The 24,699-nt window shown below is 69.1% G+C and carries 26 protein-coding genes; 18 read left to right on the forward strand and 8 right to left on the reverse strand.

Translation table 11 applies throughout. From position 1 onward, the window contains the following. The first annotated feature begins 1 nt into the window (after position 1). The 12 genes from QZH52_RS15780 to QZH52_RS15835 all read left to right on the forward strand — a co-directional run bounded on the left by QZH52_RS15780 (position 2) and on the right by QZH52_RS15835 (position 12,830). Complete coding sequence (locus tag QZH52_RS15780; protein WP_301810704.1) at positions 2–841, forward strand: SDR family oxidoreductase; 840 nt, start codon at positions 2–4, stop codon at positions 839–841. After that, the gene (locus QZH52_RS15785; RefSeq protein WP_301810706.1) at positions 834–2,531 is read left to right on the forward strand and encodes a thiamine pyrophosphate-binding protein; all 1,698 of its coding nucleotides are present in this window, start codon (positions 834–836) and stop codon (positions 2,529–2,531) included. The genes QZH52_RS15780 and QZH52_RS15785 overlap by 8 nt, the downstream gene beginning before the upstream one ends. Positions 2,532–2,545: 14 nt before the next feature. Next, entirely contained in the window at positions 2,546–3,355 is an 810-nt protein-coding gene (locus QZH52_RS15790) for an aspartate dehydrogenase (protein WP_301810707.1), read from the forward strand. A gap of 14 nt (positions 3,356–3,369) precedes the next feature. After that, positions 3,370–4,845: an aldehyde dehydrogenase gene (locus QZH52_RS15795; protein WP_301810708.1), complete on the forward strand. Its 1,476-nt coding sequence runs from the start codon at positions 3,370–3,372 to the stop codon at positions 4,843–4,845. 13 nt (positions 4,846–4,858) lie between these two features. Next, complete coding sequence (locus tag QZH52_RS15800; protein ID WP_301810709.1) at positions 4,859–5,830, forward strand: VOC family protein; 972 nt, start codon at positions 4,859–4,861, stop codon at positions 5,828–5,830. A gap of 11 nt (positions 5,831–5,841) precedes the next feature. Then, the gene (locus QZH52_RS15805; protein ID WP_301810710.1) at positions 5,842–6,837 is read left to right on the forward strand and encodes a Bug family tripartite tricarboxylate transporter substrate binding protein; all 996 of its coding nucleotides are present in this window, start codon (positions 5,842–5,844) and stop codon (positions 6,835–6,837) included. Positions 6,838–6,858: 21 nt separating this feature from the next. After that, entirely contained in the window at positions 6,859–8,004 is a 1,146-nt protein-coding gene (locus tag QZH52_RS15810) for an FAD-dependent monooxygenase (protein WP_286531538.1), read from the forward strand. A gap of 55 nt (positions 8,005–8,059) precedes the next feature. Next, positions 8,060–8,278 carry a recombinase-like helix-turn-helix domain-containing protein gene (locus QZH52_RS15815; protein ID WP_286531539.1) on the forward strand — a complete coding sequence of 73 codons (219 nt, stop codon included), beginning with the start codon at positions 8,060–8,062 and terminating at the stop codon, positions 8,276–8,278. Positions 8,279–8,319: 41 nt separating this feature from the next. Next, positions 8,320–9,342 (forward strand): Rieske 2Fe-2S domain-containing protein, encoded by a 1,023-nt coding sequence (locus tag QZH52_RS15820; protein WP_286522609.1) that lies wholly within the window; start codon positions 8,320–8,322, stop codon positions 9,340–9,342. Positions 9,343–9,406: 64 nt separating this feature from the next. Further along, positions 9,407–10,375: a PDR/VanB family oxidoreductase gene (locus QZH52_RS15825; RefSeq protein ID WP_301810714.1), complete on the forward strand. Its 969-nt coding sequence runs from the start codon at positions 9,407–9,409 to the stop codon at positions 10,373–10,375. Between the two features lie 35 nt (positions 10,376–10,410). After that, complete coding sequence (locus QZH52_RS15830; protein ID WP_301810716.1) at positions 10,411–11,517, forward strand: porin; 1,107 nt, start codon at positions 10,411–10,413, stop codon at positions 11,515–11,517. A gap of 23 nt (positions 11,518–11,540) precedes the next feature. Continuing rightward, the gene (locus tag QZH52_RS15835; RefSeq protein ID WP_286531542.1) at positions 11,541–12,830 is read left to right on the forward strand and encodes an MFS transporter; all 1,290 of its coding nucleotides are present in this window, start codon (positions 11,541–11,543) and stop codon (positions 12,828–12,830) included. 290 nt (positions 12,831–13,120) lie between these two features. Here the strand turns inward: QZH52_RS15835 and QZH52_RS15840 are convergent, their stop codons facing one another. Next, positions 13,121–13,888: a class II aldolase/adducin family protein gene (locus QZH52_RS15840; protein ID WP_301810719.1), complete on the reverse strand. Its 768-nt coding sequence runs from the start codon at positions 13,886–13,888 to the stop codon at positions 13,121–13,123. Positions 13,889–13,910: 22 nt separating this feature from the next. Beyond that, on the reverse strand, positions 13,911–14,504 hold the full coding sequence (locus QZH52_RS15845) for an HD domain-containing protein (protein WP_301810721.1): 594 nt from the start codon (positions 14,502–14,504) through the stop codon (positions 13,911–13,913). Between the two features lie 111 nt (positions 14,505–14,615). Between QZH52_RS15845 and QZH52_RS15850 the strand changes: the two genes are divergently transcribed. After that, positions 14,616–15,338, forward strand: a complete 723-nt coding sequence (locus QZH52_RS15850; protein WP_301810723.1) for a Crp/Fnr family transcriptional regulator — start codon at positions 14,616–14,618, stop codon at positions 15,336–15,338. 58 nt (positions 15,339–15,396) lie between these two features. Here the strand turns inward: QZH52_RS15850 and QZH52_RS15855 are convergent, their stop codons facing one another. After that, the gene (locus QZH52_RS15855; RefSeq protein ID WP_301810725.1) at positions 15,397–16,560 is read right to left on the reverse strand and encodes an ABC transporter substrate-binding protein; all 1,164 of its coding nucleotides are present in this window, start codon (positions 16,558–16,560) and stop codon (positions 15,397–15,399) included. 256 nt (positions 16,561–16,816) lie between these two features. Here QZH52_RS15855 and QZH52_RS15860 point away from each other — a divergent pair, with 256 nt between their 5' ends. Beyond that, positions 16,817–17,227 carry a hypothetical protein gene (locus tag QZH52_RS15860; protein WP_301810726.1) on the forward strand — a complete coding sequence of 137 codons (411 nt, stop codon included), beginning with the start codon at positions 16,817–16,819 and terminating at the stop codon, positions 17,225–17,227. 14 nt (positions 17,228–17,241) lie between these two features. Here the strand turns inward: QZH52_RS15860 and trmB are convergent, their stop codons facing one another. From trmB to QZH52_RS15880, 4 genes are read right to left on the reverse strand one after another with little or no spacing between them, the layout of a single operon-like run. After that, positions 17,242–18,033 carry a tRNA (guanosine(46)-N7)-methyltransferase TrmB gene (gene trmB, locus QZH52_RS15865; protein ID WP_301810728.1) on the reverse strand — a complete coding sequence of 264 codons (792 nt, stop codon included), beginning with the start codon at positions 18,031–18,033 and terminating at the stop codon, positions 17,242–17,244. Beyond that, complete coding sequence (gene gluQRS, locus QZH52_RS15870; RefSeq protein ID WP_286531552.1) at positions 17,991–18,905, reverse strand: tRNA glutamyl-Q(34) synthetase GluQRS; 915 nt, start codon at positions 18,903–18,905, stop codon at positions 17,991–17,993. The genes trmB and gluQRS overlap by 43 nt, the downstream gene beginning before the upstream one ends. A 16-nt stretch (positions 18,906–18,921) precedes the next feature. Continuing rightward, entirely contained in the window at positions 18,922–19,992 is a 1,071-nt protein-coding gene (locus QZH52_RS15875) for an NAD(P)/FAD-dependent oxidoreductase (RefSeq protein ID WP_286531553.1), read from the reverse strand. 42 nt (positions 19,993–20,034) lie between these two features. Next, a complete protein-coding gene (locus QZH52_RS15880) occupies positions 20,035–20,988 on the reverse strand; it encodes a LysR family transcriptional regulator (RefSeq protein WP_286531554.1) in 954 nt (317 codons plus the stop codon). Positions 20,989–21,133: 145 nt separating this feature from the next. On the opposite strand from QZH52_RS15880, the gene QZH52_RS15885 reads away from it, so the two are divergent. The 4 genes from QZH52_RS15885 (at position 21,134) to QZH52_RS15900 (ending at position 23,879) form a co-directional block, all read left to right on the forward strand. After that, the gene (locus tag QZH52_RS15885) at positions 21,134–21,835 is read left to right on the forward strand and encodes a pirin family protein (protein ID WP_286531555.1); all 702 of its coding nucleotides are present in this window, start codon (positions 21,134–21,136) and stop codon (positions 21,833–21,835) included. A 36-nt stretch (positions 21,836–21,871) separates the two neighbouring features. Next, entirely contained in the window at positions 21,872–22,309 is a 438-nt protein-coding gene (locus QZH52_RS15890) for a DoxX family protein (protein ID WP_286531556.1), read from the forward strand. A 75-nt stretch (positions 22,310–22,384) separates the two neighbouring features. Beyond that, positions 22,385–22,936: a flavodoxin family protein gene (locus tag QZH52_RS15895; RefSeq protein WP_286531557.1), complete on the forward strand. Its 552-nt coding sequence runs from the start codon at positions 22,385–22,387 to the stop codon at positions 22,934–22,936. A 28-nt stretch (positions 22,937–22,964) separates the two neighbouring features. Beyond that, positions 22,965–23,879, forward strand: coding sequence for a pirin family protein (locus QZH52_RS15900; RefSeq protein WP_301810731.1), 915 nt, complete (start codon positions 22,965–22,967; stop codon positions 23,877–23,879). A gap of 3 nt (positions 23,880–23,882) precedes the next feature. Here the strand turns inward: QZH52_RS15900 and QZH52_RS15905 are convergent, their stop codons facing one another. Further along, a complete protein-coding gene (locus QZH52_RS15905; RefSeq protein WP_301810733.1) occupies positions 23,883–24,668 on the reverse strand; it encodes a sulfurtransferase in 786 nt (261 codons plus the stop codon). Positions 24,669–24,699 lie beyond the last annotated feature (31 nt).

Here is a 24,699-nt window from a genome sequence, read left to right on the forward strand (position 1 = left end):
CATGACGACACCCCAGCTTTCACCCAACCTCTTCGCTGCCGACGCGCTGGCCGGCCGCGTGGCCGTGGTCACGGGCGGTTCTTCCGGCATCGGCCTGGCAACCGTCGAGCTGCTGCTCGACAGCGGCGCCGCCGTGGCGCTGTGCGGCCGCGATGCCGAGCGCCTCGACCGCGCGGTGGCCGGCCTGCGCGCGACGCGCCCCGAGGCGCGCCTCTTCGCCCGCACCTGCGACGTGCTCGACGCGGCGTCGGTGCAGCGTTTCGCCGCCGACAGCGAAGCCGCGCTGGGCCCGGCCTCGATGCTGGTCAACAACGCGGGGCAGGGCCGCGTCTCCACCTTCGCCGACACCGACGACAAGGCCTGGAGCGATGAGCTGCACCTGAAGTTCTTCTCGGTCATCCATCCGACCCGTGCCTTCCTGCCGCAGCTGGTGGCGCAGCGCGCCGCCCTGGGCGATGCCGCGATCGTCTGCGCCAACTCGCTGCTGGCGCGCCAGCCCGAGCCGCACATGGTCGCGACCTCGGCCGCGCGGGCCGGCCTGCTGAGCTTGGTGCGTTCGATGGCGACCGAGTTCGCGCCCCAGGGCGTGCGCGTCAACGGCATCCTGATCGGCCTGGTCGAGTCGGGCCAGTGGCGCCGGCGCTTCGAGGCCCGCGCGCAGACCGAACTCGACTGGGACGCCTGGAGCGGCCAGCTCGCCCGCGACAAGCACATCCCGCTGGGCCGCCTGGGGCTTCCGATCGAAGCCGCGCGCGCCATCCTCTTTCTCGCTTCACCGCTCGCGTCCTATACGACGGGCAGCCACATCGACATTTCCGGAGGCCATTCCCGCCATGCATAACCCCAACCCCACCGTCACGGCCGGCGCAGTCGTCGCCGCCTTCCTCGAGCAATGCGGCGTCAAGGCGGCATTCGGCGTCATCTCGATCCACAACATGCCGATCCTCGATGCCTTCGCGCAGCGGGGCGCGATCCGCTTCATCTCGGCCCGCGGCGAGGCCGGCGCGGGCAACATGGCCGACGCCTATGCACGCTCCACGGCCAGCCTGGGCGTGTGCATCACCAGCACCGGCCCGGCCGCCGGCAACATCGCCGGCAGCATGGTCGAGGCACTGACCGCCGGCGCTCCCGTGCTGCACATCACGGGCCAGATCGAGACCCCCTACATCGACAAGGGGATGTCGTACATCCACGAGGCGCCCGACCAGCTCACGATGCTCAAGGCCATCTCCAAGGCGGCCTTCCGCGTGCGCAGCGTCGAGAACCTGCTGGGCACCCTCAAGCGCGCGGTGCAGGTCGCGCTGACCGCGCCCACGGGCCCGGTCAGCGTCGAGATCCCGATCGACATCCAGTCCGCGCTGGTCGCAATGCCGGCCGACCTGTCGCCGCTGCCGATCGAGGCCGCCGTGCCGTCGAAGGCCGGCCTCGACGCGCTGGCCGCGGACCTCGCAAAGGCCAGGCGTCCGCTGCTGTGGGTCGGCGGCGGTGCCCGCCACGCCCGCGCGGCCATCCAGCGCCTGCAGAAGCTCGGCTTCGGCGTGGTCACCACCACGCAAGGCCGCGGCACGGTGCCCGAGGACGATGCCGGCTCGCTCGGCGCCTACAACATCCAGAAGCCGGTCGAGGCCCTCTACCAGACTTGCGATGCGATGCTGGTGGTCGGCTCGCGCTTGCGCGGCAACGAGACGCTGAAGTACGAGCTGAAGCTGCCGCGCCCGCTCTACCGCATCGACGCCGATGCGGCCGCCGAAGGGCGCTGCTACGCCACCGATGCCTTTGTCTGCGGCGATTCCGCGCTGGCGCTCGAAGGCCTGGCCGACCGCCTCGAAGCGGCCAGGTACAAGGCCGACCCCCAGTTGCTGGTCGACCTGCGCACCGCCCACGACCAGGCGGTCGCGACCTTGCGCGACGGCCTCGGCCCGTATGCCGAGCTGGTGCGCCGGATCCAGTCGGTGGCCGGACGCAACTTCAACTGGGTGCGCGACGTGACCGTCTCCAACAGCACCTGGGGCAATCGCGAACTGCGCATCTTCGAACCCAGCGCCGGCGTCCACGCCACCGGCGGCGGCATCGGGCAGGGCATGCCGATGGCGATCGGCGCGGCGATCGGCGCGGCGGTGACCGGCTCGGGCCGCCGGACCTTCTGCCTGGCCGGCGACGGCGGCTTCATCCTGAACCTCGGCGAACTGGCCTGCATGGTGCAGGAGAAGGCGCCCATGGTGATCGTGCTCATGAACGACAAGAGCTACGGCGTCATCAAGAACATCCAGGACGCGCAGTACGGCGGCCGCCAGTGCTACGCCGAACTGCACACGCCCGACTACGACCTGCTGTGCAAGTCGATCGCGCTGCCGCACGCCCGCGTGCAGAAGCTGGACGACCTGCCGGCGCGGCTCGACCAGGCCCTGGCCGGCGACGGTCCCTTCCTGCTCGAGATCGACATGCTGTCCATCGGCGGCTTCAAGAGCACCTTCGCCGGTCCGCCGACCAACACGATCACGCAGATTCCTGCGCTCGGCACGGCCAAGTGAGCGGAGCCCTTCGCATGTCCAACCCCACGCGCATTGCGCTCATCGGCTGCGGTGCCATCGGCAGCGCGATGCTCGAGCTGCTCCAGGCCGATGCGGCACTGGAGATCCAGGCGATCGTCGTGCCGGCCGATGCCTTCGCAGCGGCCCAGGCCACGGCAGAGCGGCTCGCACCCGGCGCGCAGGTCGTGTCTTGCGTTCCGCCCGGAGGCATCGACCTGGTGGTCGAGGCCGCGGGCCATGCGGCGATCGAGGCCCACGTGCTGCCGGCCCTGCAGCGCGGCACGCCCTGCGTCGTGGCCTCGGTGGGCGCGCTCTCGGCCCCGGGCCTTGCCGAGAAGCTCGAAGCCGCCGCGCTCGCCGGCGGCACCCAGGTGCAGTTGATCGCGGGTGCGATCGGCGCCATCGACGCGCTGGCCGCGGCGCGTGTCGGCGGGCTCGACGAAGTGCGCTACATCGGCCGCAAGCCGCCGCAGGCCTGGAAGGGCACACCGGCCGAGCAGGGCCGCGATCTCGCATCCCTGGCGCGCGAGACCGTGATCTTCGAAGGCAGCGCGCGCGAAGCGGCCACGCTGTACCCCAAGAACGCCAACGTGGCGGCCACCGTGTCGCTCGCCGGCCTGGGCCTGGACCGCACGCTGGTGCGGCTGATCGCCGATCCGGCGGTGGCCGACAACGTCCACGTGGTCGAGGCCCGGGGCGCCTTCGGCAGCTTCGAACTCACGATGCGCAACAAGCCGCTGGCCGCCAATCCCAAGACCTCCGCGCTGACGGTCTACAGCGCCGTGCGGGCGCTGCGCAACCGCGTCGCGGCGCTGGCGATCTGAACCGAGGAACCCCGATGATTTCTTCCGAACTCCTTCCCCTCAATGTCGCGGGCGAGTGGCGCCTGGGCGGCGGCGACGTCTACGAGAGCCTGTACCCGGCCACCGGCGAGCCGATCGCGCGCCTCCGGGCCGCCAGCCTGGCCGACGTCGACGAGGCCATCGAACGCGCGCACCACGCCTTCCTCACCAGCGGCTGGGCCCAGATGCTGCCGCACCAGCGCGCGAGCGTGCTGCACCGCGTGGCGCAGCTGATCCGCGAGCAGTCCGAAGCCCTGGCCCAGAAGCAGCGTCTCGACAACGGCAAGCCGATCAGCGAGACCCGCAACCTGGTGGCCAGCGCCGCCGGCACCTTCCAGTTCTTCGCGGCCGCGCTCGAGACCCTCGAAGACACGATCACGCCCTCGCGCGGCCCCTTCGTGACGATGAGCGTGCACGAGCCGATGGGCGTTGTCGCGGCGATCACGCCGTGGAACTCGCCGATCGCGAGCGAAGCGCAAAAGCTGGCGCCGGCGCTGGCCGCGGGCAATGCGGTGGTGGTCAAGCCGGCCGAGGTCACGCCGCTGATGGCGCTCGAACTGGCGCGCATCTGCGAAGAAGCCGGCGTGCCCAAGGGCATCGTCAGCGTGCTTCCGGGCAAGGGCTCGTTGATCGGCGACGCCATCACCAAGCATCCGCTGGTCAAGCGCGTGTCCTTCACGGGCGGCACCACCACGGGCAAGCACATCGCCCACATCGCGGCCGACAAGATGATGCCGGTGTCGCTCGAACTCGGCGGCAAGTCGCCGACCATGGTGCTCGAAGACGCCGACCTCGACCACGCGGTCGCCGGCGTGCTCTACGGCATCTTCAGCTCCTCGGGCGAATCGTGCATCGCGGGCTCGCGCCTGTTCGTCGCCCGTTCGATCTACGACGAATTCCTGACCCGGCTGGCCGAAGGCGCCAACGCGCTGCGCGTCGGCGACCCGGCGGCCGAGAACACCCAGATGGGCCCGCTGATCACGGCGAAGCACCGCGAGGGCATCGAGCGCTACGTCGAGCTCGGCGTGTCCGAAGGCGGCCGCATCCGCACCGGCGGCGTGCGCCCCCACGGCAACGGCCTCGACCGCGGCTACTTCTACACGCCGACGATCCTCGAAGGCCTGACCAACAACGCCCGCATCAGCCAGGAGGAGATCTTCGGCCCGGTGCTGGTCGCGATGCCTTTCGACGACGAGGAACAACTGATCCAGCAGGCCAACGACAGCGTCTACGCGCTGGCAGCCGGCGTCTGGAGCCGCGACTTCAAGCGCGCCTGGCGCCTCGGCCGCGCGGTGCAGGCCGGCACGGTCTGGGTCAACACCTACAAGCAGTTCTCGGTCTCGACCCCGTTCGGCGGCTGGCGCGACAGCGGCCTGGGCCGCGAGAAGGGCCGCGAGGGCATCTTCCAGTACATGGAGCAGAAGAGCATGTACTGGGGCACCAACGAGCAGCCGCTGCCGTGGGCCAACTGAAAGGACAACGATCATGAGCGTACTGGGCATCGACCAGATCACCTATGCGGCCGACGACCTCGCGGTCTGCCGCACCTTCTTCCAGGATTGGGGCCTCGTGCTCAAGTCCGAGGCCACCGACCAGCTCGTCTTCGAATGCCTCAACGGCTGCAAGGTGGTGGTCGCGGCGTTGGACAAGCCGGGCCTGCCGGCCGGCATGGAAGAGGGCCCGACCCTGCGTGAAGTGGTGTGGGGCGTCGAGAGCGACGCCGACCTCGCGCGCTATGCCGCGGCGATCGCCAGGGACCCGGGCTTCGTCGACGGCGAGGCCGATGGTGCCCGCCGCATCGGCTGCATCGACCCGAACGGCCTGGCCGTGCGGCTGCAGGTCAGCCGCAAGCATGCGGTCGAGGTCGACTGCGGCGCGATGAACACCTGGAACGCCAAGCCGCGCATCAACCAGGCCGCGCCGGTGTATGACCACGCGACGCCGATCGAGGTCGGCCACGTCGTGTTCTTCGTCAGCGACGTCAAGGCCACCAGCGCTTTCTACAGCGACCGTTTCGGCTTCGTCGCGTCCGACAGCTACCCGAACCGCGGCGCCTTCATGCGCTGCGCGCCCGAGGGTGGCCACCACGACCTGTTCCTGCTGCAGCTGCCTTCGGGCAAGCGCGGACTGAACCACGTGGCCTTCACCGTGCGCGACATCCACGAGGTGTTCGGCGGCGGGCTGCATTTCTCGCGCAAGGGGTGGGAGACGCAGCTCGGCCCGGGCCGCCATCCGGTGTCCTCGGCCTACTTCTGGTACTTCAAGAACCCGGCCGGCGGCCTGATCGAGTACTACGCCGACGAAGACCAGCTGACCGCCGAGTGGCAGCCGCGCGAGTTCGAACCGGGTCCGACGGTGTTCGCCGAATGGGCGGTCGACGGCGGCCTCGACGGCCACACGCGCCGCCAGAAAAATGCCGAAGGACCGAAGGGCGCCTTCCTGACCGAAAAGAAATGATCGAAATGCCAATGACACGACGCATCCCCCTGTCCCGACTGCTCGGCGCCGCCGTGCTGGCGCTGGCGGCCACCACCGCCGTGCAGGCGCAGAGCGAGGCCCAGAAGCAGCTGGCGGGCGACCGCTTCACGATCGTCTCGCCGTTCCCGCCCGGCGGGCCGGTCGACACGCTGGCGCGGGTGCTTTCCGACGGCCTCGCCAAGCGCTACGGCCAGCCGGCCGTGGTCGAGAACCTCGCGGGCGCGGCCGGCAACATCGGCATCGACAAGGTCAAGCGCGCCAAGGGCGACGGCCACACGCTGCTGGTGGTGCCGGCCGGCAACCTGACGATCAACCCGACCCTGATGCCGAACTTCCCGTTCGACATCCAGAAGGACTTCGTGCCGGTCACCATGCTGGCGACCGCGCCCAACGTGCTGGTCGCGACGCCGGGCTCGGGCTTCAAGAACGCGAAGGAAGTCGTGGCCCAGGCCAAGGCCAAGCCCGGCACCCTGTCCTATGCATCGCCCGGCGTCGGCAGCGGCCTGCACCTGGCGGGCGAGCTGTTCAAGCAGCAGGCGGCGGTCGACCTGCTGCACGTGCCCTACAAGGGCACGGCGCCGGCGCTCAACGATGTGCTCGGCGGTGTGGTGCCGCTGATGTTCAGCAACCTGCCGGCGACGCTGCCCTTCATCAAGAGCGGCAAGCTGGTCGCGCTCGGCGTCACCGAAGCCAAGCGCAGTCCGGTCGCGCCCGAGATCCCGACCTTGGCGGAGCAGGGCATCCAGGGCGTCAACGTGACCTCCTGGTACGGCCTGCTTGCACCGGCCGGAACCTCGCCGGCCGTTGCCGAGCAACTCGCCAAGGACGCCGCCGAGATCCTCGCCGCGCCGGCCGTGCGCGAGCGCCTGATGGCGCAGGGCATGACCGATGCCTCGATGAAGCCGGCCGAGTTCGCCGCCGCGATCCGCGACGAAACCGCCGTGTGGGCCAAGATCATCAAGGCCCGCAACATCGTCGCCGAATAACAAGAACCCGAGGAGACACCCATGCAATGCAATGAATCCACCATCGGCATCGTCGGTGCCGGCATCGGCGGGCTGGTGGCCGGCATCGCGCTGCAGCGCGCCGGCCACGACGTGGTCGTGTTCGAGCAGGCGAAGCAGTTCGCCCGCGTCGGCGCCGACATCAACCTGACGCCCAATGCGGTGCGCGCCCTCGACGGCCTCGGCGTCGGCGAGGCAGCCCGCACGACCGCCGCCCGGCCCAGCCATCGCATCAGCCGCACCTACGACAGCGGCGAGGAAACCTCGCGCCTCGAGATGGCCGACTCGGCCGAAGCGAAGTACGGCGCGCCGCAGCTCACGATCCACCGCGCCGACCTGCTGGCCGCGCTGGCCGACATGTTCCCGGCTGAACGCGTGGCGCTCGGCAAGCGGGCGCAGTCGATCACGCCGGACGCCGAAGGCGTCGACCTGCGCTTCGAGGACGGCAGCAGCGCGCGCGTCGGCCTGCTGATCGGCGCCGATGGCATCCACTCGGCGGTGCGCACCGCGATGTTCGGCGCCGAGAGCCCGCGCTTCACGGGCATCGTGGCCTACCGCGCGGTGGTCCCGGCCGAGCGCGTCGCCAGCGTGCCGAACCTCGGCGCCTTCACCAAGTGGTGGGGGCCGAACCCGCAGAGCCAGATCGTCACCTTTCCGCTGAACCGCGGGCGCGACATCTTCATCTTCGCCACCACGCCGCAGGACACCTGGCATCTCGAATCGTGGACCGCGCCCGGCAGCGTCGACGAACTGCGCGAGCAGTACGTGGCCTACCACCCCGACGCCCGCGCGCTGCTCGATGCCTGCGACACGGTGCTCAAGACGGCGCTGTACGAGCGCGATCCGATGCCCGCCTGGGCCCAGGGCCGGATGGCGCTGCTGGGCGACGCCGCCCACCCGATGCTGCCCTTCATGGCGCAGGGCGCCGGCATGGCGATCGAGGATGCCGTGGTGCTGGCCCGCCATCTCGAGGGCGTGCCGATGAGCGACGCGGCGGCCGCGCTGAAATGCTATGAGCAGGCTCGCATCGAGCGCGCCAGCCAGGTGCAGCTCGGATCGCGTGGCAACAACTGGCTGCGCGAAGGCGGCAACGCCGACTGGGTCTACGGCTACGACGCCTGGGCGGTGCCCGTGGCGCTCGCGGCGTAGGCAGAGGCCTCCCACGGCCACCCCCGACAACCTCTTTTTTCCGATGGAGCGACCCATGACCGACCGTTATCTCGATCCCCACCAGGCGCGTCAGCGCACCCCTACCACCTACGAGGACCTGCTCGGCGACGCCATCGAGCGCGCCTTCGCAGCCGGCGTGCACGACCTCGCCGGGCTGGTCGAACGGCTCAACGACAGCGGTCTCGCGAGCCCCAGCGGCAAGGCCTGGACCGAGGCCATCTACCGCGAAGAGATGGCGACCCTCGGCGCCTGAGCCCCGAGCCGCCGATTTTTTCCCACAAGAGGAACCCCACCATGACCCCCTCCCGCGAAGACCCCGTCGACCAGTTGCTCGAGATCGGCCTGAAGGATCTCTGGTATCCGATCTGCCCCACCGGCTTCATCAAGGAATCGCCCGTGTCGCTGCGCCGCCTGGGCCGCAAGTTCGCCCTCTGGCGCGACCACGGCGGCAAGCTGCACGCGCTCGAAGACCGCTGCCCGCACCGCGGCGCGCCGCTGTCGCAGGGCGTGATCCTCGGCGATCGGCTTTCATGTCCGTACCATGGCGTCGAGGTCCGCTGCGACGGCGTCGCGGTGCGCGTGCCCGGCAGCCCCGGCTGCAAGCTCGAAGGCTCGCAGGCTACGCGCTTCTTCCACGTCGAGGAGCGCGCCGGTGCGGTCTGGCTCTACAACTCGAAGGAGTCGGTCGAGACGCCGCCGCCGCTGGTGCTGCCCGAGCAGTTGACCGACGACGAGCAGTACTCGAGCTTCCTCTGCTATGCCGAGTGGAAGGGCGACTACCGCTACGTGCTCGACAACGTCATGGACCCGATGCACGGCACCTTCCTGCACAAGCAGTCGCATTCGATGGCCGAGGGCGATTCGACCGCCAAGTTCGGAATCCGCGCGACCGACACCGGCTTCGTGTTCGAGAAGGAAGGCCAGCGCAACGTCAACTTCGACTGGACCGAGTGGGCCGACACCGGCATGCACTGGATGCGCCTGGAGATCCCCTACCCGAAGACCGGCGGCCCCGGCGGCAACTTCATCATCGTCGGCAGCTACACGCCGATCTCGCCGACGCTCTCGTGCGCCTTCCACTGGCGCGTGCGCAAGCTGGCCAAGGGCTGGGAGCGCGACACCTGGCGCTTCCTCTACAAGAACCGCCTCGAGGCGCGCCACTGGCACGTGCTCGAACAGGACCGCGTCCTGATCGAGAACATGGAGCCCGACGCCAACCAGCACGAACAGCTCTACCAGCACGACCTCGGCATCGTGCGCCTGCGCCGCCACCTGCGCGGCCTGGCCCAGCAGCAGCTCGAAGGCGCGAGCGCCTGATCAACGCGCGGGCCGCGTCACCGAGGCGCGCGGCCCACCGACCCACCCATCGTCGAGGTTTCCCATGTCTTCCCCCACGCTGAACGCCCTGGTTCACACGATGCGCTACGAAGCCGACGGCATCGTGAGCGTCGAGTTCCGCCCGGCTTCGCCCGAGGTGGATTTCCCCGCCTTCGAGGCCGGCTCCCACATCGACCTGCACTTGCCCAACGGGCTGGTGCGCAGCTATTCGCTGTGCAATCCGTCGACCGACCGCCAGCGCTACGTGGTCGGCGTGCTGAACGATCGCAAGAGCCGCGGCGGCTCGCGCTACGTGCACCAGCAGCTGCGCGTGGGCATGACACTCGCGATCTCGCATCCGCGCAACAACTTCAAGCTGGAAGAGGGCGCCGGGCGCTCGGTACTGGTGGCGGGCGGCATCGGCGTGACGCCGATCTGGTGCATGCTGCAGCGGCTGGCCGCGATCGGCAAGCCGGCCGAGCTGATCTATTGCGCGCGCTCGCGCAAGGAATCGGCCTTCGGCGAAGCGATCGCCGCGCTGGCGGCCGAGAAGGCCATTCCGCTGACCTGGCACTTCGACGAAGAGAAGGGCGGCCCGCCCGACCTCGCCGCGCTGCTGGGCGGCAAGGGCGCCGACAGCCACTACTACTGCTGCGGCCCGACGCCGATGCTCGACAACTTCGAGAAGACCTGCGAGCAGCTCGGGCTCCCGAACGCCCACATCGAACGCTTCGCCGCCGTGCACGTCGAGACGCCGAGCGCCACCCAGAGCTACGTGGTCGAGTGCGCGAAGAGCGGCAAGACGGTCGAGGTCCCGCCCGGCAAGTCGATCCTCGACAGCCTGATCGACGCCGGCCTCAACCCCGACCACAGCTGCAAGGAAGGCGTCTGCGGCGCCTGCGAAACCAAGGTGCTCGACGGCGAGGTCGACCACCACGACGGCATCCTGACCAAGCTCGAACGGGCGTCGAACAAGACCATGATGATCTGCGTCTCGGGCTGCAAGCGCGGCCCGCTGGTGCTCGACATCTAGGGCGAAGAAGAGTTCATCAACAGAGGGAGGAAGACATGAAGAGATTTTCGGTGGCCGCGGCCGCCTGCGCAGCCGTGTCCGGGGCCGGCGCGCAATCGAGCGTGACACTGTTCGGCGTCGTCGACGCGGCAGTCACCTACACCACCGGGTCGGGCCCGGTGTCGTCGAGCAAATGGCAGCTCACCAACAGCGCCAACACCTTCAGCCGGCTCGGCTTCCGGGGGACAGAAGACCTCGGCGGCGGTGTGGCGGCGAGCTTCTGGCTCGAGTCCGGCCTGCAGAACGACACCGGCACCAGCTTCGGCACCAACATCAACAACCAGCGCAACGGCAACGTCGGCGACGGCGGGTTGATCTATGGGCGCCGTTCGACCGTGAGCCTGTCGGGCCCCTTCGGCGAAGTGCGGCTGGGCCGCGACTACACGCCGACGTTCTGGAACACGGCGTTGTTCGACCCCTTCGGGACCGGCGGCGGCATCGGTGCCAACCAGATCTACTTCACCAGCCTGAGCGGCCTGAGCGCACCCACCGGCACGCGGGCCTCGAACAGCGTCGGCTACTTCCTGCCGCCCACGCTCGGCGGTTTCTACGGACAGCTGATGGTGGCGCTGGGCGAGAACCCCTCGAACGCCGTGCTGCCCGGACCCGTGCCGCTGTCGATCGAGGACGACGGCGACTACACCGGGATGCGCGTCGGCTATCTCAACGGCCCGTTCAACGTGGCGCTTTCGACCGGACGCACAAAGTATGCGGTCGGCGACCTGAGGGTCACGAATCTCGGCGCTTCCTACACCTTCACCGCCTTCATGGGCCTCAGGGTGATGGGCGAGTACTACACCGACTCGCTCGGCGAGGTCGACGGCAAGGGCGCGCTGCTGGGCTTCAACCTGCCGGTCGGCACCGGCGAGATCAAGGCTTCGTATGCGTGGTACCGGCGGGAACCGGGCTTCGACCTGCCGCGGCCTACCGTGGGCAAGTTCGCACTCGGCTATGTCTACAACCTGTCCAAGCGCAGCGCGGTCTATGCGACCGCCGCCTGGCTGACCAACAGCGATGGCGCCGCGCAAGCCCTCGGTGGCGTCCTGACCTCTCCCGACCACGGCTCGCGTGGCACCGAGTTCGGATTGCGCCACGCCTTCTAGTCCCTTCCTGCAGGAGCGTTGCCATGCATCCCAGAGCATTCCGCTGGTACGGCGTCATCACGCTGTTCGTGATCGTCGCCATCTCGTACATCGACCGGATCAACATCGCCGTGCTGATCACCGATGCCTCGTTCCTGCAGCACATCGGCATCGCGCCGTCGGACCGCGTCAGCCAGGGGCTGCTGGCGACGGCCTTCATGGTCGGCTACGGCGTCTCGGCCTTCGTGCTGACGCCCTTTTGCGCGGCCTTGTTCGGGGTCCGCAAGAGCCTGGTGATCGGCTTGATCGTGTGGGGCGTGGTCACCTTCATCACGCCCTGGTTCAACGGCTACGGCATGCTGCTGGCTTCGCGGATCCTGCTCGGGGTGTCCGAAGGGCCCTTGTTCTCGCTGGCCTCGTCCTACATCAAGGCGCATTTCGAGAACCACGAGAACGGCAAGCCGAACTCATTCGTCAACATGGGCACCGGGCTCGGCCTGGCGCTCGGCTATCCGCTGATCGGCTTCCTGCTGGCGAGCTTCGACTGGCAGACTTCGTTCCATGTGCTCGGCGTGCTGAACATCGCGCTCGGCATTCCGTTGGTGGTGGCTTTCGTGAAGATGCCGAAGTCATACGCCGGGATGGCGAAGCCCGAGTCCTTCGGCGATGCGATGCACAAGGTCGGCTACATCGTGAAAGGCGCGCTCCACACGCGCTACCTGGTGCTGGTCACGGTGCTGACCTCGGCCGCGCTGGCCTACCTCTGGGGTGCCAGCAACTGGCTGCCGGCCTATCTGAAGGAAGTGCGCGGCTTCTCGCTGCGCGAGATGGGCTGGCTCGCGTCCCTGCCGCAGTACGCCACCGTGCTCGCGGTGCTGCTGGGCGGCGTCCTGATCGACCGGATCGAGCGCCAGCGCGTGCCTTTCATCTTCATGGCGGCGAGCGCGGGCGTGGCGCTGTCGGTGCTGCTGGCGATCAACGTGCACGACCCCTATGCGGCGGCCTACTGCCTGATCGCGGCCAATTTCTGCTGGGGACTGCAGAGCCCGGCGATCCCGAGCACGGTGCAGTACTGCGCCCGGCCCGAGCACGTGGCCAGCGCCTTCGGCGTCGTCAACGGCACCGGCAGCCTGGTCGCGGGCTTCATGCCTGCACTGATGGGCGGCGTGATCAGCGCGGTGTCGGCCGGCCCCGGCGCATCAGGCGGTGCGGCCCACGGCTTCTTCGCCGGCTTCGCGCTGCTGATCGGGACCCAGGCGGTGGTGTTCGTCTGCGGCTTCGTGCTGTGGTGGCGCGAGCGTCCCTCGGGGATGCGCGGCGCGATTGCTGCCTGAGCTTCGGATTCGCCCGATCGGCCATCCGGGGCGGGTGCGGAGGGCAGTGGGTAGCCCCCTCCGCGAATGTCCCCCGCCTTCGGCTCCTCCTTTATTTCGCTGCGGGGGCTACCCACCACCCTCCGCACGGGACGAGCCGTGTCGTGCGGCCGATCAACGACCGCCGTGACGGATCACGTCGATGGCGTGCTCAGCGCAGCGAAATAAAGGAGGAGGCCGAAGGCCGGGGGACATTCGCGGAGCAGAGTACGCCGTCGGCAGGATCCCGCCCCGACGCAATCCGACAGCGATCAATCCTTGTAGCTGCCGTCGACGCGGTCCAGCTTGCGGATCAGCGAGGGCCAGACAAAAGCCCCGCCCATGCCGCCCGTCTGCACCTTCATGGCATGGCCGACGCCGTCGACGATGCGGGGGTCGACCTGCGTCAGCTCGCCGCCGCCGGCCTGCGCCGCGATCTGGATCTGGCAGGTGTTCTCGAAGGTATACATGCTCAGGAAGGCGTCGGCCACGGTCTTGCCGACGGTCAGCAGGCCATGGTTGCGCAGCATCAGGAAGTTGGCGCTGCCCATGTCGGCCTGCAGGCGCGGCTTCTCGTCGTCGCGGAAGGCGACGCCCTCGTAGTCGTGATAGGCCAGCGAGGCCAGCACGAAGGTCGACTGCTGGCTGATCGGCAGCACGCCGTTCTTCTGCGCGCTGACCGCGATGCCGGCGCGGGTGTGGGTGTGCAGCACGCATTGCACGTCTTCCCGCGCCGCATGCACCGCACTGTGGATCACGAAGCCAGCCGGGTTCACGGGGTAGGGCGAATCGATGACCTTGTTGCAGTCCTGGTCGACCTTGATCAGGCTGGACGCCGTGATCTCGTCGAACATCAGGCCGTAGGGGTTGATCAGGAAGTGGTGCTCGGGGCCCGGCACGCGGGCGCTGATGTGCGTGAAGACGAGGTCGCTCCAGCCGTACAACGCGACCAGCCGGTAGCAGGCGGCGAGGTCGACGCGCAGTTGCCATTCTTCGGCGCTGACGAGTTTCTGGATTTCGGTCGGGGTGCTGGCGTTCATGGGAGGTCTCCTGGGAAAAGGGTCAGGCGGCAGCGGCGGCGGGTTGCTGCGCGGCCTTGTAGATGCTCTGCTTCGGCTGGGCCATCAGGCGCCGAAGCATGGGCTCGAACTCGCTGATCGGCAAGGTCTCGGCCATCGGGTCGAAGGCCGGGTTGTCGTAGAGCTCGCAGAACTCGGCCGTGCGGTCGAAGCAGGGATGGCTGCGGAAGTTCTCGCGCAGGTCGCGGTCGAGTCCGATGTGGTGGAAGAAGTAGTGGCCCTGGAAGATGCCGTGGTGCGCCACCATCCAGTGGTTTTCCTCGCTCACGAAGGGCTTCAGGATCGCCGCTGCGATGTCGGGGTGGTTCATGGTGCCGAGCGTGTCGCCGATGTCGTGCAGCAGGGCGCACACCACGTACTCCTCGTCGCGGCCGTCGCGCAGCGCGCGGGTGGCCGTCTGCAGCGAATGGCTGTAGCGGTCGATCGGGAAACCGCCGTAGTCGCCCTCGAGGATCTGCAGGTGCTTGATCACGCGCGCGGGCAGGCCCTGCGCGAACTGCATGAATTCGCCGCCGATCAGTTGCCAGTCCTGCTGCGTGCTGTCTTGCATGCGGACGAAATTCGCTCTTGCATTCATCGTGTGTCTCCGTGGGGTTCGCGGCCCACTGTAGACCCGCACTTGACGTTCAACTGTCAAGAATTTGACAATTGAGCGCTCTGGTAAACCCCCGGACCCGATCGGAATTCCATGCCGCAGCCTCCCGGGCGCCCGCTGTCGGCCGCCCACCGTGCCTCGATGGAGGCCAACCCCTGGTTCGCCTCGATGCCTCGCGCGCAGCGTGAAGGCCTGCTTGCGGCGGCCGAGCTGATCCACCTGCAACGCGGCGCGATGGTGTTCCGCCAGGGCGATCCGGTGCATGCGGCGGGCGGCGGCTTCTACGGCCTGGCGGCCGGCATGATCAAGATCTCGACCCTGCGCCACGATGGCCGCGAGGCAATTCTGGCGGTGCTCGAGCCCGGCAACTGGTTCGGAGAGATCAGCCTGATCGACGGCTCGCCGCGCACCCACGATGCCACGGCGCTCAGCGCGCTCGACCTGCTGGTGGTGCCGCACCAGGCCTTCGCGCAGCAGATGCAGGGCGCCCCCTTCGGGCGGGCGATCGCAGCCCTGCTCGCGGCCCGCGTGCGGGGGCTGTACGGCCTGATGGAAGACGCCACGCTGCGCGGGCTGCGTGCCCGGGTGGCCCGCCGCCTGCTGGCGCTGGCCCGCGGCGATGCGACCCAGTCGCCCGAGCCGAGGGTTTCGGTGGCGCTGCCGCAGGAAGCGCTGGCGATGATGCTGGGCGTGACGCGCCAGACCCTGTCGAAGGAACTCAACGCGCTGGCGAGGGAAGGTGCGATCGGGCTGGGCTATGGCCGCATCGAGCTGCTGTCGCCCGCGGCGCTGCAGCGGATGGGCAACACGGGCTAGTGGTCCCTCGCGGCGCACAACCTTGTGCCGGCGTCGCCGCTGAACAGCGGCCACCCGCTCAGCGCAGGATCCGGCCTTCCTTGGTGATGCTGATCAGGTCGATGCTGCGCCCCGGGTCGCGCAGGCCCGGGCGCAGGTTGATGCGGAAGCCGCCGACGTCGTAGTCCGTCATGCCGGCCATCGAGCGCTGCAAGGTGGCGGGCGTGTAGGCCTTGCCGGCGCGGCGCACCGCCTCGGCCGCGGCCTTGGTGGCGATGAAGCCCTCAAGGCCCTCGTACGAAGGCGCCTGGTCCGAGTTCTCGATCGCCGCCAGATACTCCTTGACGATCGGGATCGCCGAGGGCCGCGGCGAAGGCACGACCTGCGAAATCACGATGCCGCCGATGTCCTTGCCGAGTTCCGCATAGAGCGGATCGATGCCGACGATCGAGAAGGCCGTGAAGCTGCCGGCGTAGCCGGTCTTTCGGAGCCGGCGGATGACGTCGGCCGTGGTGCTCGAGAGCGACACCAGCACGATGGCCTGCGGCGACTGCTTCTGGACCGCGGCCAGTGCCGATTCGAGCTTGTCGCCGCTGGCCGGCACCAGGGCGCTCGCCACCAGCGGCGCCAGCTTGAGATCGGTCATCGCCTGCTGCACGGCGGCCAGGCCGGCGCGGCCCATCGGGTCGTCGTCGCCGATCAGCGCGATGCGGGTCTGGCCGACCGTTTCGCACTGGCGCACGATCTTGAAGGCCTCGTCCGCCATGCTGGGCCGGACGTGGAACACGTTGGGATGCGCGGCGGCGCGCAGGTTGTCGGCCGCCGCGAAAGGCGCGAACAGGATGCTGCCCTGCTTCGCCGCGACCGCCGCGCCGGCGTCGCTGCTGGCGGTGCCGACGAAGCCGAACAGCATGTCGGCCTTGTGCGTGTCGAGCAGCGCGCGCGCGTTGGCCCCGGCGCGGGTCGCGTCGTAGCCGTCGTCCAGTTGCACCAGCTTCAGCTGGATTCCGCTGGCGGCGCTGTTCTCGTTGAACTCGGTCGCGTAGAGTCGAGCGCCGGCCGCGAAGGCCAGTCCGATCTCGCTGGCCGCGCCGGTCAGGGGCACCGATTGGCCGAGAACGACCGTGCGCGCTGCTGCAGCAGCAGGGCGCGGCACAGTCTGGGCCTGGCTGTGGCCGAGGCCTGCGCCCAGCAGCAGCGCGGCGCCGGAGTTCGCCAGCCAGGTCCTGCGATTCAGCATCATTGGAAGCCTTTCACTACATTTATTAAAAAATGTAGCAACTTTGGCGCCTCCAGCGAAGGGATTAAGTCACGGTGAGATGGGCATGGAAACCCGACAGGTGGCTGGCGGAACCACCGCGAGTTCCAAATTTGTTAACTTTTGTATTTGAGTTGTGGCTTTTTGCACAGGGGCCGAGGACTGTCCGCTGGCAACATCCTGGCTGTGCCGGAATAGCTCCGGATGGGATGAAATGAAGCAAACGTCAACTGAAATCGCAATGTTGGAAAGCGCGCTGCTGGCCATCGAGAAAGTGCTGGCCCACGCCGACAGCGAACTCCAGGGCACTCTCTACCTTGGGCCGACCGCCAACCTGCCGCTGGAAGCGCTGCGCACCGCCTCGCAGACCGACGAGCAGCGGTTCCGTGCCAGTGCGGCCCAGACCGCGGCCAACATCTGCCTCAGCTCGGCCGCCGCCCTGGTCGATGTCAGCCAGGCGCTGCTGAACCGCCGCCGCGACCGCTCGGACCCTGAACTCGAGCGCGAGTGGCAGGCCCTCATCACGCACACCAAGATCGCAAGCCGCTCGGCCTATCGCGCCGCGCTCATCATGGCGGCGCAGAAGAACCTGCTGCAGGCGCAGGGCGTGGAGCCCACGCCGGCGGGCCAGTTGCCCAGCCTCGCGCACTGAAGGCCGAGCGCCGTTCAGCGGCGCTCGAACACCACGTCCCAGACGCCGTGGCCCAGCTTGAGGCCCCGGTTCTCGAACTTGGTCAGCGGCCGGTAGTCCGGCTTCGGCGCATAGCCCTCGGCGGTATTGCGCAGCAGCGGCTCGCCCGACAGCACCTCGAGCATCTGCTCGGCGTAGGGTTGCCAGTCGGTGGCGCAGTGCAGGTAGCCGCCGGGCGCCAGCCGATCAGCCAGCTTGCGCACGAAGGGCGGCTGGATCAGGCGGCGCTTGTTGTGCCGGGTCTTGTGCCAGGGGTCCGGAAAGAACACGTGCACGCCCGCCAGCGACGCCGGCGGCAGCATGTGGTCGAGCACGTCGACCGCGTCGTGGGCGCAGATGCGGATGTTCTGCAATTGCTGTTCGCCGATGCGCTTGAGCAGCGCACCGACACCGGGTTCATGCACCTCGCAGCAAAGGAAGTTCTTCTCGGGCATCAGGGCCGCGATGTGCGCCGTCGCCTCGCCCATGCCGAAGCCGATTTCGAGCACGGTCGGGGCCTGGCGGCCGAAAGCGGCCGCGAAGTCCAGCGCTTCGGCACGGTAGGGAAGCAGGAAGCGCGGCCCGAACTGCTCGTAGGCCCGGGCCTGGCCTTCGGTGGTGCGGCCGCCGCGCTTGACGAAGCTCTTCAGCCGGCGGTGCAGCGGATGCGCCTCGCCGGTGGGTTTGTCGCCCGCGGGCGCATCGGCCGGTGGGTCGGAGGGGAGGTCGGTGGGGGAACTGGGAGTCACGGCGGCGGATTGTAGAGACCGCGCCATTCGACCACCCATGAGGCGAGCGCTTCGGCCGGCGCGGCGGCGGCCGCCGGCCGCAGCCCGAGCACCTGTGCTGCGCTCTGCAGCGCCGCCAGCGCCTCTGCCGGCGTCGCCGTGGCGAGCGCTTGGGCGCCGTTCTGCTTGGACAGCTTGTTGCCGTCGGCGGCGAGCACCAGCGGCGTATGGAGGTAGCTCGGCGTCGGCAGTCCGAGGGCCTGCTGCAGCAGGATCTGGCGTGCCGTGTTGTCCGCCAGGTCTTCACCGCGCACCACGTCGGTCACGCCCTGGTCGGCGTCGTCGACCACCACCGCGAGCTGGTAGGCCCACGGCCCGTCGGCGCGCTTGAGAACGAAGTCGCCGACCTCCCGGCCGACCGCCTGTTGCCGGGCGCCGAGACGGCGGTCGTTCCATTGCAGCAGGCCGGCGCCTCGAGCGGCTTCGAACTTCGAGGTCGCGAAGCGCCAGGCCCGTGGCGGCTTGCCGTGCAGGCCGTCGCGGCAGGTCCCGGGGTAGACCCGTTCGCCATGGCGTGCATGCGCGATGCCGCGGGCGGCCAGTGCCTGCTCGATGTCCTTGCGTGAACAGCCGCAGGGGTAGGCCCATTGCGCGGCCACGAGGCGATCGAGCGCGTCCTGGTAGAGGCCCGTGCGGCGGGTCTGCCACTCGGGCGCTTCGTCCGGGAGCAGCCCGCAGGCGGCCAGCTGCGCGAGGATGCGCTGGTCCATGCCGGGCAGGCAGCGTTCTGTGTCGGCATCCTCGATGCGCACCAGCCAGCGTGCCTGCGGGCCGCGGGCCCGGACATCGAGCCAGCTGGCCAGCGCCGCGACCAGCGAGCCGGCATGCAGCGGCCCGGTTGGCGAAGGCGCGAAACGGCCGATCCGGCGCATCGGTCCGGCGAGCGGATCAGGCCAGCTTGAGCGCCAGCGTCAGGCCGGAGAGGAAGGCGTCCTCGACCCGATGGCCGGTGCACCAGTCGCCGGCGATGCCGATGCGGGCCTTGGCGTCCCACAGGTGCGGCTTGCCCACCGGCACCTGGGTCTGTGCCTCGGGCCAGCAGCGGGCCTGCGCGTGCGAAGGCTCGGCGCGGATGCCGGTGATCTCGGCGAAGGCGCGCAGCAGCTTGGCCTCGACCCGCGCGGCGTCGTCGCGCAGGTGCTCCTGCGACCAGGCGGCGCTGGCCTGCAGGGTCCAGCGCTCGATCGGATCGCGCCCGGGCTTGGAAGATTCGCGCGCCAGCCAGGCCACGCGATGGTGGGTGCTGCGGGCGGCATTCCATTGCGGCCCCAGGTGCGACAGCGTCGGCTGGTTGGCCTGTGGAAAGGCGATCATCAGCGTCCAGCAGGGCGCGATGCGAACCGGCTCGATCCGGCGGCTGAGGTCGGCGGACAGTCCGCCGTCGCCCAGCAGCGCGCGGGCGCGCGCCGGCGGCACTGCCAGCAGCACCGCGTCGAACCCGGAATAGACATGCTGCGAGTCGTCGGCACCGGCCGTGCGCAGCTGCCAGCGCCGGCCGTCGAGGGCGTCGCGCTCGATCTGCGTCACGTGGGTGCCGGTCAGCAGCGCGTCGCCGAGGGGCTGGGCCCAATGCGCGACCAGCGCATCCATGCCGGGCTGGGCGACGAAATGCGGTTCGCGCGCCGGCAGGGCGGCCTCGGCGACCCGGCCGTGGGCGTCGAGCACGCGCACCAGGTTGGCGCTCCAGGGCTTGCAGATCTGGGGGGTGGTTTCCAGCACCCGTGCGAAGCGCGGATCGCGCACCGTGAAGTACTGGGCGCCGCTGTCGAAGCGGCCGAAGGGCGTGGACTCGCTGGCCATGCGGCCGCCGGCGGCGGCTTCGCGTTCGAACACCGTCACGCGGTGGCCGGCCTGCAGCAGCGTTCGGGCACAGGCCACGCCGGCGATGCCGGCGCCGATGACGGCGTAGTGGCGGGAGGCGGGGGATCGGTGGCGGTCGGCGTCGGGGCGCAGTGTCATGGCAGTCTCTCGGTTGTTGCCATGTGACTCTAACCGGGTTGGCTAGCGCCCACGGTGGCGTTCGAGCAAGGCGCGGCGCGTGCCTTCGTTGTCGAAGCGCTCCAGCCACCACTGCATCGCGCGGCCCGGGCTGCCGGCGCTGCGCACCCGCCAGGCGCAGTGCATGGTCGCGATCGGCAGCACCCGCTCGGTCTTGCGTTCGACCAGGTGGCCGGCCTCGATGTACGGGCGCGCCATCGGCTCCGGCAGGAAGCCGCCGCCCAGCCCGTGCAGCTGGGCCGCCAGCTTGGCCTGCATGGTCGGCACCGTGAGCACGTCCTGGCCGCCGACCAGGTTGACCGTCATGCTCGGCCCCGAGCGCGACGAATCGGCCGCGGCCACCGCGCGATGCTGGCGCAGGACGTCGTCGCTGAGCGGTTCCGGGAGCCGGGCCAGCGGATGGTGCGGCGCCACCGCATAGACGAAGAGCAACTGGCCCAGCGGCCGGCTGCGGATCCCGGTGGCGGTGAAGGCCAGGCTGGCGGCATCGAGCACCGCGCCGACCGCCAGATCTGCCTCGCCGCTGGTCAGGGCCTCGATCGTGCCGAGCAGGGTTTCGTCGCGCAGCTTGAGCCGCGTCGGCGGCTCCAGGGCATAGAAGGCGCTGACCAGGTCGAGCAGCGGGTCGCGCGCGATCACGCTGTCGACCGCGATCGTCAGCATCGGTTCCCAGCCGGTGGCGATGCGCTTGACCCGGTTGGCGACCGAATCGATCTCGCCCAGCAGGCGGGACGATTCGCGCAGCAGCTCGACGCCGGCCTCCGTCACTCGCGCCTGGCGTCCGCTGCGGTCGAACAGCAGCACGTCGAGCGCGTCCTCGATCAGCCGCACCCGGTAGCTCAGGGCGCTCGGCACCAGGTTCAGCGAGCGGGCGGCAGCGGCGAAGCTGCCGGTGCTGGCCACGGTCTGCAGCATGGCCAGGGCATCGGGCGTCAGCACGTCACGGGCAGTAGGCATGGGGCTCGATCATTCAAAAAAATTGAATGATGCCATCAAAGCCGAGCGCTTTCAGGGCCTGCCCCGGACCCTAAAGTTGAGGCATCCGCTGCGCACAGGGCGCGGCATTTCGGAAGGCCCTTCATGAGAGGGCAGGAGTTCGACGATGTTGCAGGTTCGCAAATCCCAGGAACGCGGTTATGCCGATCACGGCTGGCTGCGCTCCTTTCACAGCTTCTCTTTCGCAGGCTACTACGATCCGGCCCACATGGGCTTCGGCAATCTGCGCGTGATCAACGAGGACCGGGTCGCCGCCGGCGCCGGCTTCGGGACCCATGGCCACAAGGACATGGAGATCATCAGCTATGTCCTTTCCGGCGAGCTGGCGCACAAGGACAGCATGGGCAACGTGGAGTCGATCCCGCCCGGCGACGTCCAGCGCATGAGCGCGGGCCGCGGCGTGATGCACAGCGAGTTCAACCACAAGGCCGACGAGACCACGCACTTCCTGCAGATCTGGATCGAGCCGAACGTGCGCGGCATCGCGCCGGGCTACGAGCAGAAGACCTTCCCAGCCGAACAGAAGCGCGGCAGGCTGCGCCTGGTCGCGTCGCCCGACGGTGCCGACGGCTCGGTGCTGCTGCATGCCGACGCCCGCCTGTTCGCGGGCCTGCTCGACGGCGACGAACAAGCCAGCCTGGCGCTGGACCCGAAGCGCAAGAGCTACGTGCACCTGGTGCGCGGCGAACTCGAAGCGAATGGCACGAAGCTCGCTACCGGTGACGCTGCGCTGATCGAAGGCGAAAGCCGGCTGACGCTCGGTGCCGCCAAGGATGCCGAAGTGCTCGTATTCGATCTCGCAGCCTGAGATCCAACTTTTTTTCAACCTAGAGGAGTCCATCCCATGTCCACCACCACCGCCCCCTACGCCGCCGCGCCCAGCGCCGGCGCCTCGCAAGACGCGCTCGCGCTGCTCGGCCGCGTGCTGATCGCCTTGCTCTTCGTGCCGGCCGGCTTCGGCAAGATCGGCGGCTTCGCCGGCGTCGTCGGCTACATCGGCGCCGTCGGCCTGCCGATGCCGCAGCTCGGCGCTGTCATCGCGATCGCCGTGGAACTCGGTCTCGGCCTGCTGCTGCTGGTCGGCTACAAGACGCGCATCGTGTCGATCGTGCTGGCCGTGTTCACGGTCGCGACGGCGGTGTTCTTCCACAACTACTGGGCCATGCCCGCCGACAAGGCGTACGTGAACCAGCTGATGTTCTTCAAGAACATCGCCATCGCCGGTGGTCTGCTCGCGATCGCCGCCCTCGGCGCCGGTCGGTTCTCGATCGACCGGAAGTAGTCCTCGCCCCAGCCCGGCCGCGCCGGCCGGGCTATTGCGTACGATGCGCGATTGTTTTCTTCCAGGAAGTATTCGATGGCGGACATCGTCGTGGTTTTTCATTCGGGCTATGGCCATACGCAGCGCATCGCGCAGGCGGTGGCCGACGGCGCCGAGGCCCACCTGCTGGCGATCGACGCCGACGGCAATCTCCCGGCCCACGGCTGGGAGCTGCTGGCGGCGGCCGATGCGATCATCATGGGCGCGCCCACCTACATGGGCGGGCCGAGCTGGCAGTTCAAGAAGTTCGCCGACGCCTCCTCGAAGGTCTGGTACGTGCAGGGCTGGAAGAACAAGCTCTTCGCCGGCTTCAGCAACAGCGCCGCCATGAACGGCGACAAGGACGCCACGCTGACCTATCTCTGGCACCTGGCGATGCAGCACAGCGGGCTGTGGGTCAGCCTCGGGATCATGCCGAGCAACGACAAAGCGGCGACGCGCGACTCACTCAACTACGTCGGCGGCTACAACGGCCTGCTGACGACATCACCCACAGACGCGAGCCCGGCCGAAATGGCCCGCGGCGACTTCGACACCGCGCGCGCGTTTGGCGAGCGGGTCGCCGAGGTGGCAAGATCGCGGGCCTGATCCCGCAACCGCCCCACGGAGAACCCCGATGACCGCACCGCTTCTGCTTCAACCCCACGACAAGGACCTCGGCGGCGGCTTCAAGGTGCGGCGATTGCTGCCGGCGGCGAAGCAGCGCTCGGTCGGCCCGTTCGTCTTCTTCGACCATTTCGGGCCGGCCACCGAGACGCCCGGCTCCGAGCACGACGTGCGCCCGCATCCGCACATCGGCCTGGCGACCGTCACCTATCTCTTCGAGGGCGCGATGATGCACCGCGACAGCCTCGGCAGCGTGCAGGAGATCCGCCCCGGCGCGATCAACTGGATGACCGCCGGGCGCGGCATCGTGCACTCCGAGCGCAAGCCCGACACGCTGCGCGATGCCACGTACGTCAACCATGGCCTGCAGCTGTGGGTCGCCTTGCCCCAGGCCCACGAAGAAGTCGAGCCGAGCTTCGTCCACACGGCGGCGGCGGACATTCCGGCGCTGGAGGTGCAGGGTGTGCCGGTGCGGGTGCTGGTCGGCGAAGCGTTCGGCGTTCGTTCGCCGGTGACGACGCTGTCGCAGACCGTCTACCTCGACGTGGCATTGCCGGCCGGCGGGCGATTCGAACTGCCGGCGCTGGCGCGCGAGCTCGCGGTCTATCCGGTCGATGGCGACATCACGCTCGACGGCGAGCCGGTGGCGCAGCACCAGATGGCGATGCTGGCCGAAGGCCAGGGCGGCGTGCTGGCCGCGCAGGGCGCGGTGCGGCTGGTGGTGATCGGCGGCGAGCCGCTCGACGGGCCGCGCTTCATCACCTGGAACTTCGTCTCGAGCCGGCGCGAACGCATTCTCGAGGCCGGCGCCGACTGGGCCGCCCAGCGCATGGGCCAGGTGCCCGGCGAAACCGAATTCATCCCGCTGCCGGGGCATCCGTTCCAGGTGCAGCAGGCGGCGGATTCCGGCACGACGCCGGTCTGAGCCTCAGTTCTTGAGCGCCAGGTCCGGGTCTTCCGAGGCCCGCGCGCTGGCGCGGTTCGAACGCGCGCTCAGGTCCGGCGCCAGCGATTCGCGGCCGTCGAACACGAAGCACTCGCCGTGGTAGTGCGCACCGCCGACCTGTTCGAAATACTTTAGGATGCCGCCTTCGAGCTGCAGCACGTCGGCCAGGCCGGCCTCGCGCATCAGGATCGCGGCCTTCTCGCAGCGGATGCCCCCGGTGCAGAAGCTGACCACGGTCTTGCCGGCCAGGTCGCCGGCGTGCTGGCTCAGCGCCTTCGGGAACTCGGTGAACTTGCCGATCCGCCAGTCGATCGCGCCGTCGAAGGTGCCGTGGTCGACCTCGAAGGCATTGCGGGTGTCGAGCAGCGCGACCGGCTTGCCGGCGTCGTCGTGCCCCTGGTCGAGCCAGCGCTTGAGCGTCGGGGCGTCGACGCCCGGCGCCCGGCCTGCGGCCGGCTGGATCGCCGGATGGTCCATCCGGATGATCTCGCGCTTCAGCTTGACCAGCATGCGCCGGAACGGCTGCGCCTGCGACCAGCTCTCCTTGGCCTCAAGGTCGGCAAAACGAGGATCGGCGCGCAGTTCCGCGAGGAAGGCGTGGACCTTCTCTTTTTCCCCGGCGAGGAACAGGTTGATGCCTTCAGGCGCGAGCAGGATGGTGCCCTTGAGCGCCAGCGCATGGGTGCGTGCACGCAAGTGCTCGCGCAGCTCGGCGCTGTCGGCGATGCCGACGAATTTGTAAGCGGCGATGTTCAGTATTTCTTGCACGGGGCGCGATTGTAGGGATGCCCGCATCACA

It is taken from the genome of Variovorax ginsengisoli, from assembly GCF_030486595.1.
GTDB classification, from domain to species: domain Bacteria; phylum Pseudomonadota; class Gammaproteobacteria; order Burkholderiales; family Burkholderiaceae_C; genus Variovorax; species Variovorax ginsengisoli_B.

Bases quoted from the DNA above. Each gene is read 5' to 3' on its own strand.
- QZH52_RS15780 (WP_301810704.1), top strand. From the start codon at position 2: ATGACGACACCCCAGCTTTCACCCAACCTCTTCGCTGCCGACGCGCTG.
- QZH52_RS15785 (WP_301810706.1), top strand. From the start codon at position 834: ATGCATAACCCCAACCCCACCGTCACGGCCGGCGCAGTCGTCGCCGCC.
- QZH52_RS15790 (WP_301810707.1), top strand. From the start codon at position 2,546: ATGTCCAACCCCACGCGCATTGCGCTCATCGGCTGCGGTGCCATCGGC.
- QZH52_RS15795 (WP_301810708.1), top strand. From the start codon at position 3,370: ATGATTTCTTCCGAACTCCTTCCCCTCAATGTCGCGGGCGAGTGGCGC.
- QZH52_RS15800 (WP_301810709.1), top strand. From the start codon at position 4,859: ATGAGCGTACTGGGCATCGACCAGATCACCTATGCGGCCGACGACCTC.
- QZH52_RS15805 (WP_301810710.1), top strand. From the start codon at position 5,842: ATGACACGACGCATCCCCCTGTCCCGACTGCTCGGCGCCGCCGTGCTG.
- QZH52_RS15810 (WP_286531538.1), top strand. From the start codon at position 6,859: ATGCAATGCAATGAATCCACCATCGGCATCGTCGGTGCCGGCATCGGC.
- QZH52_RS15815 (WP_286531539.1), top strand. From the start codon at position 8,060: ATGACCGACCGTTATCTCGATCCCCACCAGGCGCGTCAGCGCACCCCT.
- QZH52_RS15820 (WP_286522609.1), top strand. From the start codon at position 8,320: ATGACCCCCTCCCGCGAAGACCCCGTCGACCAGTTGCTCGAGATCGGC.
- QZH52_RS15825 (WP_301810714.1), top strand. From the start codon at position 9,407: ATGTCTTCCCCCACGCTGAACGCCCTGGTTCACACGATGCGCTACGAA.
- QZH52_RS15830 (WP_301810716.1), top strand. From the start codon at position 10,411: ATGAAGAGATTTTCGGTGGCCGCGGCCGCCTGCGCAGCCGTGTCCGGG.
- QZH52_RS15835 (WP_286531542.1), top strand. From the start codon at position 11,541: ATGCATCCCAGAGCATTCCGCTGGTACGGCGTCATCACGCTGTTCGTG.
- QZH52_RS15840 (WP_301810719.1), bottom strand. From the start codon at position 13,888: ATGAACGCCAGCACCCCGACCGAAATCCAGAAACTCGTCAGCGCCGAA.
- QZH52_RS15845 (WP_301810721.1), bottom strand. From the start codon at position 14,504: ATGAATGCAAGAGCGAATTTCGTCCGCATGCAAGACAGCACGCAGCAG.
- QZH52_RS15850 (WP_301810723.1), top strand. From the start codon at position 14,616: ATGCCGCAGCCTCCCGGGCGCCCGCTGTCGGCCGCCCACCGTGCCTCG.
- QZH52_RS15855 (WP_301810725.1), bottom strand. From the start codon at position 16,560: ATGATGCTGAATCGCAGGACCTGGCTGGCGAACTCCGGCGCCGCGCTG.
- QZH52_RS15860 (WP_301810726.1), top strand. From the start codon at position 16,817: ATGTTGGAAAGCGCGCTGCTGGCCATCGAGAAAGTGCTGGCCCACGCC.
- trmB (WP_301810728.1), bottom strand. From the start codon at position 18,033: ATGGGTGGTCGAATGGCGCGGTCTCTACAATCCGCCGCCGTGACTCCC.
- gluQRS (WP_286531552.1), bottom strand. From the start codon at position 18,905: ATGCGCCGGATCGGCCGTTTCGCGCCTTCGCCAACCGGGCCGCTGCAT.
- QZH52_RS15875 (WP_286531553.1), bottom strand. From the start codon at position 19,992: ATGACACTGCGCCCCGACGCCGACCGCCACCGATCCCCCGCCTCCCGC.
- QZH52_RS15880 (WP_286531554.1), bottom strand. From the start codon at position 20,988: ATGCCTACTGCCCGTGACGTGCTGACGCCCGATGCCCTGGCCATGCTG.
- QZH52_RS15885 (WP_286531555.1), top strand. From the start codon at position 21,134: ATGTTGCAGGTTCGCAAATCCCAGGAACGCGGTTATGCCGATCACGGC.
- QZH52_RS15890 (WP_286531556.1), top strand. From the start codon at position 21,872: ATGTCCACCACCACCGCCCCCTACGCCGCCGCGCCCAGCGCCGGCGCC.
- QZH52_RS15895 (WP_286531557.1), top strand. From the start codon at position 22,385: ATGGCGGACATCGTCGTGGTTTTTCATTCGGGCTATGGCCATACGCAG.
- QZH52_RS15900 (WP_301810731.1), top strand. From the start codon at position 22,965: ATGACCGCACCGCTTCTGCTTCAACCCCACGACAAGGACCTCGGCGGC.